At 28.3% G+C, this 15,126-nt stretch carries 17 protein-coding genes; 16 read left to right on the top strand and 1 reads right to left on the bottom strand.

What is annotated here, in order from left to right; all coding sequences use genetic code 11:
- Positions 1–10: 10 nt before the first annotated feature.
- The 15 genes from BUB01_RS16680 (at position 11) to BUB01_RS23290 (ending at position 9,502) form a co-directional block, all read left to right on the top strand.
- The gene (locus tag BUB01_RS16680) at positions 11–286 is read left to right on the top strand and encodes a DUF5702 domain-containing protein (RefSeq protein ID WP_072990764.1); all 276 of its coding nucleotides are present in this window, start codon (positions 11–13) and stop codon (positions 284–286) included.
- 9 nt (positions 287–295) lie between these two features.
- Complete coding sequence (locus tag BUB01_RS16675; RefSeq protein ID WP_072990617.1) at positions 296–1,003, top strand: hypothetical protein; 708 nt, start codon at positions 296–298, stop codon at positions 1,001–1,003.
- Positions 1,004–1,548: 545 nt separating this feature from the next.
- Entirely contained in the window at positions 1,549–2,901 is a 1,353-nt protein-coding gene (locus BUB01_RS16670; RefSeq protein WP_072990614.1) for a TadE/TadG family type IV pilus assembly protein, read from the top strand.
- Between the two features lie 13 nt (positions 2,902–2,914).
- The gene (locus BUB01_RS16665; protein WP_072990611.1) at positions 2,915–3,223 is read left to right on the top strand and encodes a hypothetical protein; all 309 of its coding nucleotides are present in this window, start codon (positions 2,915–2,917) and stop codon (positions 3,221–3,223) included.
- A 475-nt stretch (positions 3,224–3,698) separates the two neighbouring features.
- Positions 3,699–4,304 carry a prepilin peptidase gene (locus BUB01_RS16660; RefSeq protein WP_072990608.1) on the top strand — a complete coding sequence of 202 codons (606 nt, stop codon included), beginning with the start codon at positions 3,699–3,701 and terminating at the stop codon, positions 4,302–4,304.
- Positions 4,305–4,319: 15 nt separating this feature from the next.
- Entirely contained in the window at positions 4,320–4,829 is a 510-nt protein-coding gene (locus tag BUB01_RS16655) for an A24 family peptidase (RefSeq protein ID WP_072990605.1), read from the top strand.
- 141 nt (positions 4,830–4,970) lie between these two features.
- Positions 4,971–5,678 (top strand): hypothetical protein, encoded by a 708-nt coding sequence (locus tag BUB01_RS16650; protein WP_072990602.1) that lies wholly within the window; start codon positions 4,971–4,973, stop codon positions 5,676–5,678.
- A gap of 13 nt (positions 5,679–5,691) precedes the next feature.
- Positions 5,692–6,063 carry a hypothetical protein gene (locus BUB01_RS16645; protein WP_084108905.1) on the top strand — a complete coding sequence of 124 codons (372 nt, stop codon included), beginning with the start codon at positions 5,692–5,694 and terminating at the stop codon, positions 6,061–6,063.
- Positions 6,064–6,234: 171 nt separating this feature from the next.
- The gene (locus BUB01_RS23850; protein ID WP_278337149.1) at positions 6,235–6,369 is read left to right on the top strand and encodes a hypothetical protein; all 135 of its coding nucleotides are present in this window, start codon (positions 6,235–6,237) and stop codon (positions 6,367–6,369) included.
- Positions 6,362–6,610, top strand: coding sequence for a hypothetical protein (locus BUB01_RS16640; RefSeq protein ID WP_072990599.1), 249 nt, complete (start codon positions 6,362–6,364; stop codon positions 6,608–6,610). The genes BUB01_RS23850 and BUB01_RS16640 overlap by 8 nt, the downstream gene beginning before the upstream one ends.
- A 264-nt stretch (positions 6,611–6,874) precedes the next feature.
- Positions 6,875–7,033 carry a TNT domain-containing protein gene (locus BUB01_RS23510; protein WP_200802898.1) on the top strand — a complete coding sequence of 53 codons (159 nt, stop codon included), beginning with the start codon at positions 6,875–6,877 and terminating at the stop codon, positions 7,031–7,033.
- Positions 7,034–7,193: 160 nt separating this feature from the next.
- Positions 7,194–7,799, top strand: coding sequence for a hypothetical protein (locus tag BUB01_RS16630; RefSeq protein WP_072990596.1), 606 nt, complete (start codon positions 7,194–7,196; stop codon positions 7,797–7,799).
- 307 nt (positions 7,800–8,106) lie between these two features.
- The gene (locus tag BUB01_RS16625; RefSeq protein ID WP_072990594.1) at positions 8,107–8,490 is read left to right on the top strand and encodes a DUF6960 family protein; all 384 of its coding nucleotides are present in this window, start codon (positions 8,107–8,109) and stop codon (positions 8,488–8,490) included.
- Positions 8,491–8,820: 330 nt separating this feature from the next.
- Positions 8,821–9,252, top strand: coding sequence for an Imm70 family immunity protein (locus tag BUB01_RS16620; RefSeq protein ID WP_072990591.1), 432 nt, complete (start codon positions 8,821–8,823; stop codon positions 9,250–9,252).
- 106 nt (positions 9,253–9,358) lie between these two features.
- The gene (locus tag BUB01_RS23290) at positions 9,359–9,502 is read left to right on the top strand and encodes a hypothetical protein (RefSeq protein WP_159433270.1); all 144 of its coding nucleotides are present in this window, start codon (positions 9,359–9,361) and stop codon (positions 9,500–9,502) included.
- 53 nt (positions 9,503–9,555) lie between these two features.
- Here BUB01_RS23290 and BUB01_RS16615 read toward each other — a convergent pair whose 3' ends face one another.
- Positions 9,556–11,154: a peptide chain release factor 3 gene (locus BUB01_RS16615; RefSeq protein WP_072990587.1), complete on the bottom strand. Its 1,599-nt coding sequence runs from the start codon at positions 11,152–11,154 to the stop codon at positions 9,556–9,558.
- A gap of 472 nt (positions 11,155–11,626) precedes the next feature.
- Here BUB01_RS16615 and BUB01_RS16610 point away from each other — a divergent pair, with 472 nt between their 5' ends.
- Positions 11,627–14,935: a collagenase gene (locus tag BUB01_RS16610; protein WP_072990584.1), complete on the top strand. Its 3,309-nt coding sequence runs from the start codon at positions 11,627–11,629 to the stop codon at positions 14,933–14,935.
- Positions 14,936–15,126 lie beyond the last annotated feature (191 nt).

The raw sequence follows: 15,126 nt of genomic DNA, 5'->3' as shown, positions 1-15,126 counted from the left end.
AGAATCTTTGGTGAATAGTTCGTTAAATACTGTATATATCGACTATTTAAGAGTATTCTTATTATTACAATCTAAGGATGAAACATTAGGAAAGATAAAAGATATAATTCAATTAAATATGAAGAAAGAGGATTCAAAATTTGAATTAGAAAATCAGTATACATTAATAAATGTAACAGGAAATGCAAGTATAAAATATTTGTTTTTTAATTTAGAGTTTATGGATCCAAAGGTAAGAAAAACAGGTCGGTATACTATACCAATAAAACAAAGTATAGCGTTTTAGGAGGAAATTATGAAGACAAATAAAATAATAGCAACAATATTAAGTGGAATTTTAGCTTTATCATTAGTAGCTTGTGGAGGTGAAAAAAAGGATACAACAAGTAAGGATAATACTGCGCAAGAAACTTCAGCTAATAAAGATGAGAAAAAAGTAGGCAAGATAAAAAAGGAAAAGAATAGTTTATTTGAACTAGGAAAAAAACAAACTGAGCAGATAAAAACTATAGTTGAAAAATATGGAGTAAAAACTAACTATGCGGCCAATTATAAAGGTGATAATGGAGATGTGATTTTTTCAAAAGATGAAAATGATTCAAATATGAAAGATACAAAGGGATATACGATTACTTCTTATAATACTCCTAAAATAAGTGATGGTGCTGAAAATAAATATATGATTGAATATAATTCAATAGTGGAAAATGGGAAAAATGATGGTAATTATCAATATCAAATTAGTTTAAGAAGTTTAGGGGATGGAACATTTAAATTAGAAAATGCAAAAATGCTTAAAGAACTTATCCAAGTAATTGATAAGGATTATGACTTTGGGGATTTTGATAAGTGGGTAAATGGATTTTTAGAAAAAGTTAAAGCAGATACTGCTGTAAGTGATGGAAGAGATCACGGAGCATTCCATGAAAATATAAAGGCTGAGATAAATGACGAGGCTGGAAAGAAAGAATTATTTTTGATGTACACAGTGACATTAAACTAGAAAATAAAAGCTTATAGAGGGAGTTAAAACTCCCTCTAAATAAGAAAAGTCCTTTAATACCAGCTTAAAGTTGATGGGGGAAGTTTGTATTAGAGGATTTATACGACGTAAAAAGAAACATGATAATCAGATTTCTTGGTGGATATTCTATTAAGAATTATATACAGTGACTATTTAAGAGTATTTTTACTATTGCAAAAGCTAGATGAAACATTTTTAATGATTTTGATACATGGGTAAATAAATTTTTAGATGATGTTAAAGCAGATAAAGCAGTAAGTGATGGACGAGGTCATGGAGCGTATCATGAAAATATAAAAGCAAAAGTTCATGATAGAGATAATGGTAAAAAAGAATTATTTTTAATGTACACAGTAACTTTAAATTAGAAAATATAAGTTTATAGAGTGAGTAAAAACTCCCTCTATAAAAAAAAAGTCCTTTAATACCAGCTTAAAATTGATGGGGAAAGTTTGTATTAGAAGATTTATCATAGAAGTAACATATAAATTAATAATGTATAGAAATTTGATTGGGGTGAGAGGATGAGAAGGAAAAATAAAGGGTCAATAACTGTTGAGGCTGCTTTGGTTGTACCTATATTTGCAATAGCGATGCTTACTTTGGCGTTTATAATGAAGCTTGTTTATGTACATGAAACTGTACAAACATCTTTAAGCCATGTGGCAAATAATATAAGTCAGTATTCTTATATATATGATAAGTCTGGACTTAGAGATTATACAAATAGAGCACAGGCTGCTAGTAAAGATGCTGTAGACGAGTTTGATAGACAAAAACAGGTTGTATTTAAAGGCATTTCAACTATAAATGGTATAGAATCTCAAGTAAAAACAGGTACTTTTAGTGAAGATGATGCAGATAAAGCTATGCAAGAAGTTAAGAGTGCTGGCACTGATATAAAGGGGTTATTCGAGAAAGTAAAGGGCGACCCCAAAATGGAAGGTCTAGTATTGGTTTCTGTTGTAGGAAATTGTTTTTCAGGCGAACTAGCAGAGGCTAGAGACTATATGTATGAATTACTTACTAAACAGCTTTTTAAAATGGAGTTTACCCAAAAAGGAATGTCATGTGATGCTAAGCTGAGAAGTTTTGATATAGTAGATTCTAGTGGAAATTCTCCAAGTGGAAATGCAATAGATGCTTTAAACTTTAAAGGAAGTACGTTAATGAATGGTGAAGCTAGTCTATTAGTTGTGACTTACAAAGTTAAGCTACCATTACCTAAGATGCTTCCAAGAGAATTTGTACTTAAAAATCAAGTTTATGTAAAAAACTTTATAGGAAAGGGAGAAGGAATATCTTCATCAGCTAATAGTGATGCAACAACTAATAGTAATACAAAACCTAATAACAATACAAAACCTAATAGTAATACAACTAAACCACAAGAAAATAAAGGACCTAAAACAGATAATGTAGGTATTGTAAATGGAACAACTGATACTAAAAAAGATAATACTAAGGGGGGAGGAGAAGTTGTCCATATAAAACCAGTCAAATTACCTAAAGGTAGTCAGTGGGAAAGAAATGTTCTAAATTCTTTCAAAGGTGGAAATGCAGTTGAAAAGACTTATGGCGAAGGGACTACATTGTACAGAGTAGGTGGTAAGAATGGAGGATTTTGGAGCTTAGACCCACCACCTGCAACAGAGTACCAATGGAGAGTAGATTTTGCTATTAAGCAGGAATTTTGTAATGATGCAAGCACGTTATATAAAATGACTATTCCTAAAGGGTCTAGTATTTCAGGACTTGATGGTATCGTTGGACCACAAGGAAATGGACTTTATGGAGGAGCACATCAAATCTATATTGATTATAATGCAGTTCCAGAAAGCTGGATAAAAACATCTCCAACAAATTTTAAGAAATAAAGGTGATTTTAAAATGAGTTTAATAACACAACAAAGCCACAAAGAATTAATATGTACTTTAAATGAACTTAAGAGTACAATTGATGAAATGAGAAAGGTTTCTTCAGAACAAATATTGACTTGGCATAAAGAAGAAGTGAATGATTGGTTGGATTTTCTTGAAAATCATACTGATAAAGAGGAATTACGTTCTTTAGAAGTTGAAGTAGGAGACAGGTTTTTCTATAAGTATAATGTAAGGATTGAACCAATAAATTTAGATAAGCAAAGGTTGAATATACTTCAGAAATTTATAAATCAACTAAATAATGCATTAAAATAAGTAAGTTTAAGGGATGGGTATATCCATTCCTTTTTTCTTACTACATAATTCAAAGTAAACTGTTTGCAAAATAATACAAATAATGAATTAATCAATAAAAAAATTAGTTCTATCACTTATTAACAAAATAGTTACAGTTCATATTACTGCATAATATAAATAATAGTGCGATACGCTTCTAATTGAAAAGATTAGCCATTAATCATAAAGGTTAAGAGAATAAACAAGAGAAAAATTTCAGAAGGTAAAACTAAGATGTAAGCATTAGTGTGTGAAGTGAGAAGGCTTAATGATATCATTTATGTGATGATGGAAAATAAAATTAAATATATTTTACCAGTTATGGAAATTTGTAAGATGGCGTGATAAAATAGTGGTAGTGGTTGAAAATACTCAATCTAAAATAAAAAAATATAGTTTGATTCATAATGGAATTAAATTAAATATGGAATAAATATTATAAGAGGTAAGGATTATGAAATACACATTAGGGGTAATATCATTATTAATATGGGTAGCTTTAAACATAATAATTCAAAGTTTTGAAGAAAAAAAGCTTAACTTAAGTAAATTAAAAGATCCTAAGCAATATATAGGAGGAGGAATCCTATTAATATTAGAATTAGTAAATGCTTATTATATAAGCGAATTTAATAGCTTTATATTCGCTTATTTAATGACTATAATATTATTTTATATATCTGTAGAGGATATAAAAACTAAAGAAGTAAGTAACAAGGCTGTAATAGCAATGTTTATAGTGGCTATACCTTCCATATATTTTATAAATAGAGATATAGTGTTAAAAGTGCTTATAGGATTTTTGGTTATATCTTTGGTGTTATTTGGGATAAGTAAATTAACTAAAGGTGCATTAGGTATGGGGGATGTGAAGGTAATTTCTGCATTAACTTTATACTTAGGTTTTGAAGGTTCGATGATTATAGTGTTTTTAGCGAGTTTTCTAGTTGCAATAATAGGTATATTCTTTCTTATTAAGAGCTTTTCGAATAAAAACAAAGAAATACCATTCATACCTTTTATACTAATAGCTATGATAATATTCAATAGTACCTTTTAGGGAAAGGATATACTTATGATAATACAAATATTATTAATAATACTAATAACCATATGTATGATAACTGATATAAAAGGACACAAGGTATACAATAAAGTTATATTACCATTTATTATTTTAGGTCCTATTTTAAACATTATATTTTATGGCTTAGATGGTGCTAAAAATTCTTTAATTGGGTTTATCATTCCCATAGTAATATTTTTTCCACTACATATGTTTAAAATGATAGGTGCTGGAGATATAAAGTTATTTGCTACAATTGGAGCCTTAATGGGATATAAATTTCTAGCAAGTAATATGGTTTATTCATTTTTTGGTGCTGGTATAGTATGTATTTTTTATATAGTCAAAAATAGAAATCTACTAGAGAGATTAAAATATTTTTTTTCCTTTATATTTAATAGTGTTTTAACTAAGTCTGTAAATGAATATGATAAGGAAAAGAGCAAAATACCATTTGCATTAGGGGTATTTATAGGTACTATAGCTCAACTTATAATAAAATATGATTTTTGGTTTTGAAAATAAATACAATAAAAATATCCTAAGAAATTTTCTTAGGACATTTTTATTATTATTTTTTATTTTGATATAGTAGATTCTAGTGGAAATTCTCCAAGTGGAAATGCAATAAATGCTTTAAACTTTAAAGGAAGTACGTTAATGAATGGTGAAGCTAGTCTATTAGTTGTGTCTTACAAAGTTAAGCTGCCATTACCTAAGATGCTTCCAAGAGAATTTGTACTTAAAAATCAAGTTTATGTAAAAAACTTTATAGGAAAGGGAGAAGGAATATCTTCATCAGCTAATAGTAATACAAAACCTAATAGTAATACAACCAAACCACAAGAAAATAAAGGATCTAAAACAGATACTGTAGGTATTGTAAATGGAACAACGGATACTAAAAAAGATAATGCTAAGGGGGGAGGTAAAACCAAATATGATAATATAGACATCAACAATTTAAAAGAAAGTAACCCAGTAGAATTAGATAATATTATTAAAGATATTCGTGAAAATGGAGGGCCTCCGTTTGATATACCTGAAAATGCAACAATAAATGCTAAAACTATGAACAAAGGATATCAGCAGATAAAATATAACTGGAGTGATGGTACGTATAAATATGAATCAAGATGGCATACTGAAACACCAGGAGCAGTAAAATATGATAGAGGTACTACTTGGGTAGTAACAAGAACAATACCAGGTAATGCACAAGGTCGAATGCGTGTTACAGAGTATTTAGTAGGGGATAATTGGATTAATGAAGATATTTGGAATGCAGCAGAAAGAGCAAATATGGCAGGAAAAGCAACACAAGAGCAAATGGATTTGTTAGAAGCAGGTCATTGGTTAGCAAAGTAGGAGGAGAGAAAATATGAATGAAATTAATGAAGAATATTATGATGGTTTTGAAGGTGAACCTGAAATGATTTTTACATTGGTGAAAAGTAATGGACAAAAAGAAGAGTTTGGAATATGGGATGGTTATTTTAGTACAATTATAAAAAAAGTTAAACCAAAAGAAAATGGTTGGACAGGACTAGCATATTATTATCATTTATATATTGGTTGGTATGATGAAAGTCCATGGATGGTTGAAAATCTTATAGAATCATATGAACAATTAAAAGAAATTGATATAGAAAGTTTTGAGAATGATGAAGATAAAAAGGTTCTTGTGAAAATTATATGTATGTTTAAAAAAGCTATTGATAATGGAGAAAAAATATATATTTCATATGAATAGGTTATTACTAAACTAACGAGAAAAGTGTCTCCTTATAGTTTCGTTTTTAATTGAAACTATAAGGAGCATTTTATTTAATAAAATAAAATGCTCTGCAAATGAAAAATTGAAGGAATTTCTATTAGATAGTAGCAACACAACTCATGTTCAACACGAAAAGGAGAGCAAATATTGAGTCTTATTAAATCTGATGGAGATACAACAAGAGATTATCAAAGATTTAGAGATGTTCTTATTCAAAGTATGGTAGATGAAATAAAATTTTCTAAAGAAGAAATAAAGAAAATGGAAAGAGCAAATGAGTGAACAAGGTAGAAGAGAATTAAATGGAGTGTTTTATATGTTGGCATTACAGCAAATACAGTTATCAAAATGTAGTAAAACACCAAGAAATTATATTTTATATGAGTATTATAAAAGAAAATTAGCAGAAAACAAGAGTAAAACTCATGCATTAATGTGTGTAATGAGAAGGCTTGTAAATATAATATATGGAATGATGAAGAATAAAAGAGAGTATCAAATGGAATATCTTTCAAAGAGATAAGCAAGTTGATATAATGGTGGTAACGAATGGTTGACACCTTAAATTTTTGAAATTATTTTTCGTTTATTTGAGGGTGTTAGTAAAGCTGATAAATTAAAATTAAGTTCTTGGAAATACGCCCCAGATGAAGAACTATATTTAAAGTATAAAAAAGTATTTGATAATCCTAAATATTTTTACCAAGCTACAGGAGATATAAGGTGGTCTGGACAATACGGAGACGCTAATATAGATGGTTTTTTAAATGGGGTGTACGAAGATGTAATGTTAAAACCAGGCAGTAAAATTGATAGATATGGTGGAAATAATGGGACATTTTTTGCAGATGAAGGAATAACTACTGCACAGAGAGCAATGAGCCCAAACTCGGATTTTTCAACATATAATGCTTATGAAATAAAAAGAGAAATTCCAATGCGATAAGGAGAAATAGCTCTATAGTTTGATGAGGTTGGAGGTGGAATACAATATCAAATCAATCCAGAATTTGTTAAGAAAATAAGAGCTAAATTAATGCCAGGTGAAAGTCTTATTGATGGATTAATCAGGTTAGGATATTTAAAACATTTATAAGGAGAATAGAATGAGTTTAAATTTAGATAGTTTATATATAAGTAATTTAAAAAGATATGTAGGTGGAGAGTTAAAGATAATACAGGGTAAAAATAATATAAAAATAATACATGATAACGAATTACAGTATAGGTTAGAAAATAAAATAGATAATAGCTATAGTCTTTTCTATATAGAAAGAGGTAAAAGAATAAAAATTGCACAATATTCATCAGAGTTAGAGATGAAAAGAAAGTTTGCAATTGCTATAAGGGGTTTAATTGGTAAAAAAATTAGTTATAAAAATGGAGACGATTTTGAAAATGCACAAAATATAATAGAAGTTGAAAGGTTAATGAGGTTGCATATAGGAAAAGAATACTATTCTATTATGAATCCCGAAAAAATGAAAATAAACTTAGAATTTAATAACAACAATAGATATAGTATTTATCTATTACACCAAAATGGAGATAAAATATACAAAGAACAAAATGAAGAGCCTCCATTTATATTCTTTAGATTCTATAGTGAGGCTTTATTTTATAAAGTTATGACTGAAAGAATTGATAGCTATGAAATAATATTTGCGGATATATTAACAAATCAAGAAAAATATGATTTGTTGTCAGTTTAGTGTAAAAGAAGAAAATTTATTAAATATCAACGGGTTCTATTTTAAGGTGCAAATAATTAAAATTACAATATAAATCTTACGGATTTTTACTAATAAAATCACAATATAAAAAACGTTGAAAAATTTTTTTCAACGTTTTTCTTTTACTGAGTATTCTAAATACATATTATTCACTTATTTATAGGCGATATAAGAAATAAAAATGAAGCATTTAGTAATTTACCTTCAAATGTGTTCTCAAAGGATTTTCAAGGATATGTGCCATATAAGTAAAGTTGTAAAAAATAAAGAGAAAGGATGAGTAAATTTGAGTGGTAATGTAAATAGTTGGGGAGTGTATCCATGGTTTATTGAAGATGGTGAAGAACTTATAGCACCATCTGACTTGGAGAGGTTTAAGAACCTATCACCATATGGAAAAGTATTCAAGTGTATAAATGAAGATGGTGAATATATTACTTTGAAGTATGGAGAAGAAATATATCAAGTTAAGTCCAGATTATATAAGCAAGTCAATGCATCAATATTTTCAATTGGTACTGAGGTGAGATTAGCAAAGAAGCCAGAAGTCACTGGAATAATAGTGGATATTAATTGGCATATAAAGAATAGTAGTCTATTGTACTATATTTCAGTTGGTGGCAAACGTAAATCTAAAAGATATATTAATGACGAATTAATTAAAATATAGTTAGGGTATTGGTAATAGTTTATATGTATAATTGTTATAGTATTGTAATTAATCACATAAAAGAAATTTTCTTAGGACATTTTTATTATTATTTTTTATTTGTTTTTCTTATTTTAAGTAATTTGTCCTACTTGAAAAATGCAGTTAAAGATTTTTCAAAATCACAATGATATAGTGCAATATTCTCAAAGAAAGAAATTCTTTGGGGCTGGTACAAAACAAACTTTTATGTTAGATTAATGAATTAAAAAACAAAATATACAATGAAACCGAAACTGGAATTGAAATAAGGTTAAAATTAAAATAAATACTACGAGGAGGGCAAATTTTATGAATGTTGGATTGTTTTATAGTGAAATATGGTGGGAAATAGGAAGCCCAGATTTACTACATTCTTTATTCTCTACAATTAGTTATAATCTTGAGCAAAATGGTTGGGGTAGCAAATATCCATACCTATTAAAAAAATTATACAATTCTAAAATCGAACGTGGTGAAACAGAAATGGCTTTAAATGAGATTATGGATATAAAAGAAAAGTTTTTATCACTAAGTGCACAGAATATGATATGGGATATTGAAGAAACAACAAAGAAAGTTCCTCTAAATTACAATTACCATTTAAAAGCCCAAAATTTAGCTGAATGTTTTATTTCGGTTGGAGAAAAAAATATTATTGAAAAGTTAATTGAAACGTTAGAATGGTGCACAAAAAAGAACTTTACACTTGAAATAAGGAGAGAAGATGATATTTACAGGTAGAATAGTATTTTGTGTAATGGTGAGATAATGAATTTATGAAAAATATAGTTTTATTCATAATGAAATTAAATTAAGTATGGAAGAAATATTGGAAGAGGCAAAATTTATGAAATATACATTTACACTTAATAATATTTTAATTAAGCCTGTAAATGAATATGATAAAGAAAAGAGTAAAATACCTTTTGCATTAGGGGTATTTATAGGTACTATAGCTCAACTTATAATAAAATATGATTTTTGGTTTTAAAATAAAAAAGGTTCTATATCAAAATAATTTTTTAATATAGAACCTTTTTGTTGTTAATCGTCTGATTTACCTATATCAGAAAGAACAAGACCTTTATTATGATCTAGTGCCCAGCTTATACCCCAATCGTTTTGGAAGATAAGAAGGTTTCTATCTCTAAGGTCACGAACCTTTTTAGTATCAGAAGTAAGGTTTAATTTATCCATATCTATGTCTTGGTTTTCTATCCAACGAACATATCTATAAGCAAGTCTATCCATCTTAATATCTACGTTATATTCATTTTTAAGTCTATATTCAAGAACTTCAAATTGAAGTACACCAACAACTCCAACTATTATTTCTTCCATACCTATATGAGTTTCTTTAAATACTTGGATAGCACCTTCTTGAGCTATTTGAGTAACACCTTTTACGAATTGTTTTCTTTTCATAGTGTCAACAGGTCTAACCCTTGCAAAATGTTCAGGAGCAAATGTAGGAATACCTTCAAATTTAAATTTTTTAGGATTTACACATAAAGTATCACCTATTGCAAATATGCCTGGATCAAATACTCCAATTATATCTCCAGCATAAGCTTCTTCAACAATTTCTCTATCTTGAGCTAAGAATTGTTGAGGTTGAGCTAGTTTTATTTTCTTTCCACCTTGAACATGGTTAACATCTAAACCTTTATCAAATTTACCTGAACAAATTCTCATAAAGGCAATTCTGTCTCTATGAGCTTTATTCATATTAGCTTGAATTTTAAATACAAAAGCAGAAAATGGTTCTTCAAAAGTATCTATTTCACCTATATTTGAATTTCTAGGAAGTGGTGAAGAAGTAAGCTTTAAGAACTCAACTAAAAATGGTTCAACACCAAAGTTAGTTAAAGCAGAACCAAAAAATACTGGAGTTAACTCACCAGCTCTAACTTTTTCAAGATCAAAATCATCACCAGCAACATCTAAAAGTTCTATATCCTCCATAAGCTTTTCATGAAGATCAGAACCTAAAAGATCTTTAAATATAGGATCAGATACATCACCTTCTACTGAAGAAACTTCAGTTTGACCGTGATTACCACCATCAAAAGCCTGGATTGTGTTATTATGTCTTTCATAAACACCTTTGAAGTCTTTACCAGAACCTATTGGCCAGTTCATAGGATAAGACTTAATTCCAAGTTCGTTTTCAATATCTTCTAATATTTTAAATGGATCTTGAGCTTCTCTATCCATCTTATTAACAAAAGTAAATATAGGAATTCCTCTTAAAGAACAAACATGGAACAGTTTTCTAGTTTGCTCCTCGATACCCTTAGCAGCATCAATAACCATTACAGCTGAATCGGCAGCCATAAGAGTTCTATATGTATCCTCAGAGAAATCTTGGTGACCTGGAGTATCTAATATATTAATACAATAACCATCATAATTAAACTGCATAACAGAAGATGTAACAGAAATACCTCTTTGCTTTTCTATTTCCATCCAGTCAGAAACGGCATGTTTAGATGCTTTTCTAGCCTTAACAGAACCAGCAAGTCTAATAGCACCTCCGTATAAAAGTAGCTTCTCAGTTAATGTGGTCTTACCAGCATCAGGGTGAGATATAATAGCAAAAGTTCTTCTTTTTTCAATCTCTTGTCTTATTAAATCTGACAAAGCATATTCCTCCTTATTAAAGACCACAATGGTCATATTTATCAATTTAAAAGTTATCCTAGTATTGTTTACAACATTACATATTATATCACAAAAATAAGCTATAACAATAAAATAAAATGAGGCAAAGTTTAAAAAAAGGTATATAAAGTTAATACACGAGATATAATCAAATCCGTATTGTATAATAAGTTTAAAATAATTAAAAAAATCACTTGAAATGTGGGAAAAACTATACAAGATTAAATATTAGATGTAAAATTATATTCTAAATGGTAATATAATCTTTAATATGAATATGTTGCTATTTAGGTTTTGAAATTTAAGATTAGGGGGAGGATATTAGAATTAAATTTTTGACAAGTAAAAGTTTCAGGAGGGCTTTGAAAACAAGAGTAAACTAAAGATAAATAAAAAATTAATAATAAGTAACCAATTTTATATTTAGTAAAGAGTATAGGGGGATTTAGTAATGAAAAACAAGAAAATAGCTAAGATATTGTTAATAACTTTGTTTACAACGTTGACAATTAATGAATATGCTTTTTCATTAGATAATAATCAACGTGAAAGTGTAAACACAAAGGATACCAAGATATCTCAGAAGCATATTAAGAATGGTAAAATCAATGAGAATACAGATAGTGTTAAGCATGTAAGAAATAAAAATGAGATTAATGATACAAAACCTAATATAGATAGACAATTAAAAAGTAAACCAGTATCTATAAGAAAAGCAGACCAAAAGTATACGATGGATGATCTACAAAAAATGTCTTATAGAGAGTTAGGTAATATCTTATTAGAAATAAAATGGAATGATATAACAGATTTATTTCAATACAGTGAAGGGGCTAGAGCTTTTTACAGTGATGAAAAGCGTATGGATTATATAATAAACTTATTAAAGGAAAGAGGACATAAGTTTACTAAAGATGATACTGCTGGTATTCCAACGATAATAGAAGTACTAAGATCAGGTTTCTATTTAGGATTTTATAATGACGGGTTAAAAGAATTAAATAAAAGAGCATATCAAGATAAATGTATACCAGCTATTTTAGAAATTCAAAAAAACCCAAACTTTGCTTTAGGAACTAGTGCTCAAGATGAAATTGTTGCAGCTGTAGGAATACTTGTAAGTAATGCTAGTTCAAATGCTGAAGTAGTAAATAATTTCATGCCAGTTTTAACAGACTTTAAAAATAACTTTGTAGCTTTAAATAAAGATAGAGGAAAGCAAAAAGCCATTTACAATATAATAGATGGAGTTAAGTATGATATAGAAAAATATGCATTCGAAAAGCAAGGAGATTATAGCAATTCGATTTGGTCTGGAAAAATAGACAAGTTTATAGATTTTATATCAGATTTTGCATTAAAAGGTGATGTGGATTCTGAAAATGAATGGATAATAAATGGTTGTTTATATTATATTGATACATGTGGTAAAGTTTATAGCAAACCACAAGAAGGATTAAGAGTTCTAACAGAAGGTATGAAGAGATATCCTTATTTAGGAGAACAATATTTACAATGTGCATCTTCAATAGGATATAGTTATGGATCGAAAGATTATTATGGAAAAAGTATAAATGTTACTCAAATAAAAGAAGAAGGTTTAAATAAATATTTACCTAAGCAATATAAATTTGATGATGGAAAAGTAGTAGTTAAAACTGGAGATAAAGTAACAGAAGAAAAAGTAAAAAGATTATACTGGGCATCTAAAGAAGTACAAGCTCAATTTTTTAGAGCAATCGGAACTGATAAGCCGTTAGAACAAGGCAATAAAGATGATATACTTACAATAGTAATTTATAATAGTCCTAAAGAATATGAGATGAATAGATTACTTAAAGGATTAGATGTAAAAAATGGAGGTATTTATATAGAAGGAGATGGAACTTTCTATACATATGAAAGAAAACCAGAAGAAAGTATATATACCTTAGAAGAATTATTTAGACATGAATTTACACATTATCTACAAGGTAGATATTTAGTACCAGGTTTATGGGGTTCAAGTAAGCTTTACCAAAATGACAGATTAACTTGGCTAGAAGAAGGTGGAGCAGAACTTTTTGCAGGTTCAACAAGAACTAATGATGTACTGCCAAGAAAATCAGTTGTAAGCAATATAGTAAATACTGAAGCTGATCAAAGATATTCTGTTGATAAAACTATGCATTCTAAGTATGGAAGCTTTGAGTTTTATCATTATGGATTCATGGTACAGGACTATATGTATGAAAAAGATATAGCTAAATTAAATGAATTATATGAATCAATAAAAAATAACAACGTTGATAAATATGATAGTTTAATAAGTAAATATAGTAATGATGCAGCTTTAGAAAATAATTATAGAAGTTATATGGATAGTTTAGTAAATAAATATGATAGTTTAACAACACCATTAGTTTCAGATGATTATATAAAGGTTCATAAAACTAAGGCTAATCAAGAAATATTTGATGATATCACACGAGTAGCACAAATACAAAATGTAAAAACAGAAATTAATAAATCACCATTCTTTAACCTATTTTCAGTAAGAGGCACATATAATGGGGGAAAGAGCCAAGGTAAATTTAATGATATTAGAAACATAGATAAGAAGTTAAATGAAACCTTGAATACTCTAAATGATTATGAGTGGTCAGGCTATAAAACCGTTACTGCGTATATGGTAAATTATAATGTTGATTCAAATAACAATGTTACTTGGGAACTTGTATTTAATGGGATATCAAATGAAAATATACAAAATAATGATACTGTAAGTCCTATAGTAAATATAAAGTCAGAGCAAAAGGTTAAGGTAAATGAAAAGACTTCTTTTAATAGTGAAGTAACTTTAGATACAGGTAAAAAAGTAGTAGAGTATAATTGGGACTTTGGCGATGGATTGTCAAGTAATGAGAAAAATCCACAGCATAGCTATTCAAAGATTGGAAATTATAAAGTAACATTAACTGTTAAAGATGATGCTGGACTTTCAGGAAGCAACTCTGTTTATATAACAGCAGAAGATATAATAAAACCTACTGATCCAGTATTAGATTCAGAAGTTGAGCCAAATGATACATTTGAAACTGCAAATGGACCTTTAAAAAATAAAACTGCAATTAATGGAACTATAAAAGATTCAGAGTCAGATATGTTCTACTTTGATTTACCAGCAGATGGAGCAGTAGACATTAATTTAATTAATAAGGGCAATAATGGAATAGCATGGCTACTATATAATTCATCAGATAATAGCAATTATATAGCTTATCCTTCAGAGAGAGCAAATAATAGTATTAAAGGTACTGCAAAGTTAACTAAGGGAAGATACTATGTAGTAGCATATGGATATGGAAGAGGAGCTTCAAATTATTCTTTAGAAGTAAAGTGGAATGGAAGTCCAGAAACACCTAAAATAAAAGAATATAACGAAAAAGAATATAATGATAGTTTTGAAAATGCAAATAGTATAACTGTTAACAATAGTTTAGTAAAGGGAAGCTTAAGCCAAACAGATAGAAGAGATAGTTATGAATTTGAGATAACAAAAGAAGGTAACTTAGATATTGATTTAACAAAGGGAAGTAATGATTTAGGTGTAGCTTGGAACTTATATTCAGAAAATGATTTAACAAAATATATGTCTTATGGGCATAGAGATGGAAATAAGATAACTAACAAGGTACATTTAAAACCAGGAAAATACTATTTAGTAGTATATAGCTATGAAGGTACTGGAAACTATACTGTACAAAGTAAATTCAATTAAGAACTTATTAAAAAACATAATAAAACAATTTTTTGAATTTTCTATAAGATAAAAAAGTGAAGAAATAAGATTATCCTCATTAACCAAATTTTTCAAAAGTATAAGAATATAAAAGTTGAAAACGATGAAGAGTATATATTTACGAAGGTAGTGATTTTAAAGGTGCATTTTACCAAAAGTTTCTATGGACA

The organism is Clostridium cavendishii DSM 21758 (assembly GCF_900141845.1).
Lineage (GTDB): Bacteria > Bacillota > Clostridia > Clostridiales > Clostridiaceae > Clostridium_AG > Clostridium_AG cavendishii.
This window is presented reverse-complemented; position numbering and strand designations above follow the sequence as displayed.